This window comes from Bradyrhizobium sp. MOS001, from assembly GCF_004634465.1.
Classification (GTDB): Bacteria; Pseudomonadota; Alphaproteobacteria; order Rhizobiales; family Xanthobacteraceae; genus Bradyrhizobium; species Bradyrhizobium barranii.
On record NZ_SPVJ01000119.1, the window covers coordinates 1 to 3,935 of the forward strand.

Genomic DNA, 3,935 nt, shown 5'->3' on the forward strand with positions numbered 1-3,935 from the left:
GTGTCTCGCCGCTCAGATACTCCTGGGAAACCTGCTGCTTGAACTCGACGCTATGCGTTCGGTGCTTTGCCATGGGCCTTCATCCTCTGAAAGCCCGGCCGTCCGGTCAATTACTGAAAGCCAACCTGTCCCCCCTGGAGGGCCCACTCCAGATGGGGGGCAAAGTTCGGCGCTTATTTACAGCATATCAGCATCAAGCTGCCGGCGCTGCTGGCGGCTGGCCTCGCGCTCGCCTGCAACAGGCGCTGCAGCTCGGCCGCGGCCTGATATCGAGGATGCGCACTTCCAGGATGTCACCGGGCTCGGCGCCTTCGATCGCGACCGGTCCGGTGAGGAGATGCACGCCGATCCCCTCGCCCGCGCCACGAACGAAGCGCAATCCGGGACAGCATCAATGGTGGCCCGCACACCGGCGCGCAGCATCTCCGCGATGAAGGACGCGCTTGATGTCGTGCTTCTCCATCAGGTCGACCAGATCGGCCAGTGAGGTCGTGAGGTCTCCTCCTGCACCGAGATTACCTGCCAGGTCATGACGTCTTCGACCTTGCGGCCGCGCTCAACAGCATGAGAAGTCCGCCGGCCACGGCGCTGGTAACCGTGTGCAAGACGCAGCCAGGTGGTCCGCGACGGCAACCAGGTGCGCGTCTACATGTACTCGACCGCGTACGCGCTCGACAAATTTGAGGTCAAGCAGGGCGACGAGGTGACGGTGTACCTCACCAACATCGACGACGTGGAGGACCTGACGCACGGTTTTGTGACAGCTCGGGCGTGCTAGGCTTTCGCAAGCCGGCGAACACTCGCTTGTCATGAGCCAGTTCGGGCTATTCGTCCCGGCGAGCAGCGTATAGAGCTACATGTTCTGCTTCTTCGTCGGACTTGACGAAGTCGATCACCTTGTCCCGTGGATGAACGCTTGCATCTCCTCCAGCGTAAGCTTGCTATCCTTATTGCCATCCATCGCCTTGAAAATTCGTTCGTGGGCTGCCTGAAACTCCTGCAGTGAGATGCTCCCATCGCCGTCGGCGTCCATCAGAGCGAACATCATACGCATCATAAAAGGTGGTCCCATCGTGCCCCCACCCGTCATGCCGCGCCCCATCATTTGTCCCATCATGCCGCCGCCCCTCATGCTTCCGTGCCCTATCGTGCCCCCGCCTTCCTGGCCCATGGGATGCGATTGCATTTGTTGCTGATCTGGTTGGGGCGTTATTTGGCTCTGTGCAAAGGCATCCACAGTGCAGTACGCCAGAATGAGAACGGATGTCGTCAGTCCCAAGATACGATTGTACATTTGAAACCTCCTCGGAAGTGTCATAAGTCCCGCCGGCGGAGCTGCTCTTACGAGGCCGGCTACTGGTTGCGCTCGCTTTCGTCGTGGTGAAACGGAGCCCGGGGTGCCTAGGAGTCCAGGCCCCGCAACTATAACGGCACCTGCGCGCTCGTGCCGCTCGGTACGCTTTCGACTCTATCCGTGCATCGGAAGCCCTACATTGACTCATCTCAACCCGGGCTGCGAACCTTTGCGGCGGCCGTGGGCCCGTGCCCTATTTGAGCGTGCGGACGTAGTCCGCGAAATCCGCGACTTCGTGGACGCTATCGTAACCGAGTTCGGTAAGTGTGACCGCCGCCTTTTCCGCGAGCGGACCGAGGCGTTCGACCGTGCAAATTGCGCCCCCTAGTCGAAAGCGAAAATTCGCTTCGGCTCAACAGGATGCTGATTGCGACCATGCGTGCCGAGCGCTCTGTCCCCACTACGCCCCCAACCGTTGAGCCGTCAGTTCCCCCAAGGCTGGCGGCTCTTAGTTCCACGGCATTTCCTTATGGTGTGGTCTCAGGGGGCCGGCCATGCAGCGTTTCATCGAGCAGCAGAATATCGCGCTCTATCAGCGCCTTCTTTTGGAAGAGACGAGCGAGGCGATAGTTCGGTCGCTTCTTTTGCAATCGCAGCGCAAATTGGCCGCGATCGAAGCGGACGTGCAAGGCGCATTTCGAAGCGATTGGACGGCGAAGAGGCACCGCTATCCTGTGCTGCCAAATAAATGCGTGAGTGTCTTTCAACGAGAGTTTGAACAAGCGAGCACACTGCTTCTGATTGACACGCGTCCAGGCTTGCACATAGTAGATGCAAACAAGCTCTACACTGCGGCTGCGATGATCGATATTGCCGAAGTGGCCGGCGAGCGTATATTCGATATTTTTCCGGATAATCCTAGTGATCCGATCGCTGATGGCGTCGCCCGACTATATTCATCTGTAGCGACGGTCGCCGAGAGCGGGCGGCCGCACGCGATGGCAATTCAACGCTATGATGTCCGCGACGCGGCTGGGGAATTTGTGGAGCGTACTGGCAGCCGCTAAAAAGTCCAGTGTTGGACGATGCAGGGCGCCTGTTATTCATCGTACACCAAGTTTTTGATGTAACTTCGCATTTCGCGGATCAGGCGCCGGACCGAAAAACCGTAACGCGCGCAGCTTGATTTAGATCAACTCCCTCGCAGTCACAAGAAGGGAATCCCACGCTTCACCGATGTTTGCGAAAGATACTTCTTCGCGCGAGCTCTCTTTGCGCTCGTAACGGAATTTGAGCAATGCTCTGAGGATAAGACGGAATTGCCGTCAGATCAGCGTTTTATGGTGCTTGCGTTCCCAGTCGTCGCATACTGAAAAGATTGCGCGACCGACGCGTTGCGGGCGCTGCAACGCCACCGGGCCGGGGTGTCTCCGGTGATCCGTTTGAAAACGGTCGAGAAATACGCCTGCGTGCCGAAGCCGACGGCAAGTGCCACTTGGGCGAGCGAAGTCTCTGTATCAGCCAATAGGGACTTTGCGTGTTCAATACGCTGATGCAAAAGATATTCGCGTGGACGGTATCCGGTCGCAGCCCGAAATTGCGCGGCGAAATGCATGCGTGACAATCCGGCTACCTTGGCGAGATCCCCAAGTCGGATGTATTGATCAAAATGCTCCTTCACGTAATCCTCAACTCGCCGTAGCCTCCATTTCGGCAGAGCATTCATTCTGACGCGCGGTAACTCCAGCCGAGCGGCATGCATCGCCAACGTTTGACCGAGCGAACTCGCAAAGGTGGAGTCTGCAGCGTCGTCGTGCTCTACCAACGCTTTGGCAAGCTGAGCCGCAAACGAGTCACGTAGAAGTACGAGATCACTCAGTTCCTGCCCGCGCCGATCTTGGCTCGCCAATTTCTTGGAGCGAAAATAGTGAGCAGAAACGTGCAAGTGTAGGAAGTCGTAAGGTGCATCAAACTGGGCGCTGAGTTCAGTCGAGGGGGCTCCTACATAGAGAGCGCCCACAGGCATGATCCCATCGAAGATGATTTGACGATCTCTGGTCAGCTTGAGCCGAGTGGATTTCAAGGCAACGCCAATGAAGTATTGATCGCGAGGGGTTCGCGCTTCCTCCCGACTAAACGTATTCAGTGGATCCATCCAACGCGAGATCGTTATATCTTCGGTTGTGATACTGCCGGCGCGCCCTGGCTGACGCCACCTCAGTTCGCGGTGAAGCGTATGAGTGTCCTGGGAGAAGTACACATCCTGCAAGCCAACCAGACTGGTGCGAGTATTGTCCGCTAGTGTTTCGGTAAACATTGTTGGCATCTCCGTTCACCTGTCAGGTTCGCGCTACCATTGGCTGCGCAGGCTTGTGTTTCAGCATTTCGACACCTGGAGAATACTCGACCCTTGTCATTAAGCTCGTTATGGATGCTTAGAGACTATTAAAGTTTGTGAGTGTTCGCGTGATCAAAAGTGTTAGCTTGGAATGCTTATGATTTCTAAGCCTTCAGGATTCGTCGCCCTCGAATTTGGAGTTGAGAGTCGTTCGTGAAGAACTGGCGGCGGCGCCCGGCTCAAGCGGTGTTTCGAGCCGGGACGGTCTCGAAGAAGGCTCGGATGATGACACGCAAGAGCTCT

At 57.1% G+C, this 3,935-nt stretch carries 4 protein-coding genes and 1 pseudogene; 2 read left to right on the forward strand and 3 right to left on the reverse strand.

Going from position 1 to position 3,935, the window contains the following annotated elements:
• Nucleotides 1-250: 250 nt before the first annotated feature.
• Nucleotides 251-373: pseudogene (locus CT676_RS43115) on the reverse strand (acetamidase/formamidase family protein); the annotation flags it as partial.
• A gap of 243 nt (nt 374-616) precedes the next feature.
• On the opposite strand from CT676_RS43115, the gene CT676_RS44700 reads away from it, so the two are divergent.
• Entirely contained in the window at nt 617-778 is a 162-nt protein-coding gene (locus tag CT676_RS44700) for a hypothetical protein (protein ID WP_167768353.1), read from the forward strand.
• Between the two features lie 114 nt (nt 779-892).
• Here CT676_RS44700 and CT676_RS43120 read toward each other — a convergent pair whose 3' ends face one another.
• A complete protein-coding gene (locus CT676_RS43120) occupies nt 893-1,294 on the reverse strand; it encodes an EF-hand domain-containing protein (RefSeq protein ID WP_167768354.1) in 402 nt (133 codons plus the stop codon).
• Between the two features lie 554 nt (nt 1,295-1,848).
• On the opposite strand from CT676_RS43120, the gene CT676_RS45940 reads away from it, so the two are divergent.
• Nucleotides 1,849-2,361, forward strand: coding sequence for a diguanylate cyclase (locus tag CT676_RS45940; protein WP_244623532.1), 513 nt, complete (start codon nt 1,849-1,851; stop codon nt 2,359-2,361).
• A gap of 263 nt (nt 2,362-2,624) precedes the next feature.
• Here the strand turns inward: CT676_RS45940 and CT676_RS43130 are convergent, their stop codons facing one another.
• Complete coding sequence (locus CT676_RS43130; RefSeq protein ID WP_135217296.1) at nt 2,625-3,611, reverse strand: AraC family transcriptional regulator; 987 nt, start codon at nt 3,609-3,611, stop codon at nt 2,625-2,627.
• Nucleotides 3,612-3,935 lie beyond the last annotated feature (324 nt).

Excerpts from the sequence above, each read along its gene's own strand:
- CT676_RS43120 (WP_167768354.1), bottom strand. The coding sequence starts at position 1,294 with ATGTACAATCGTATCTTGGGACTGACGACATCCGTTCTCATTCTGGCG.
- CT676_RS45940 (WP_244623532.1), top strand. The coding sequence starts at position 1,849 with ATGCAGCGTTTCATCGAGCAGCAGAATATCGCGCTCTATCAGCGCCTT.
- CT676_RS43130 (WP_135217296.1), bottom strand. The coding sequence starts at position 3,611 with ATGTTTACCGAAACACTAGCGGACAATACTCGCACCAGTCTGGTTGGC.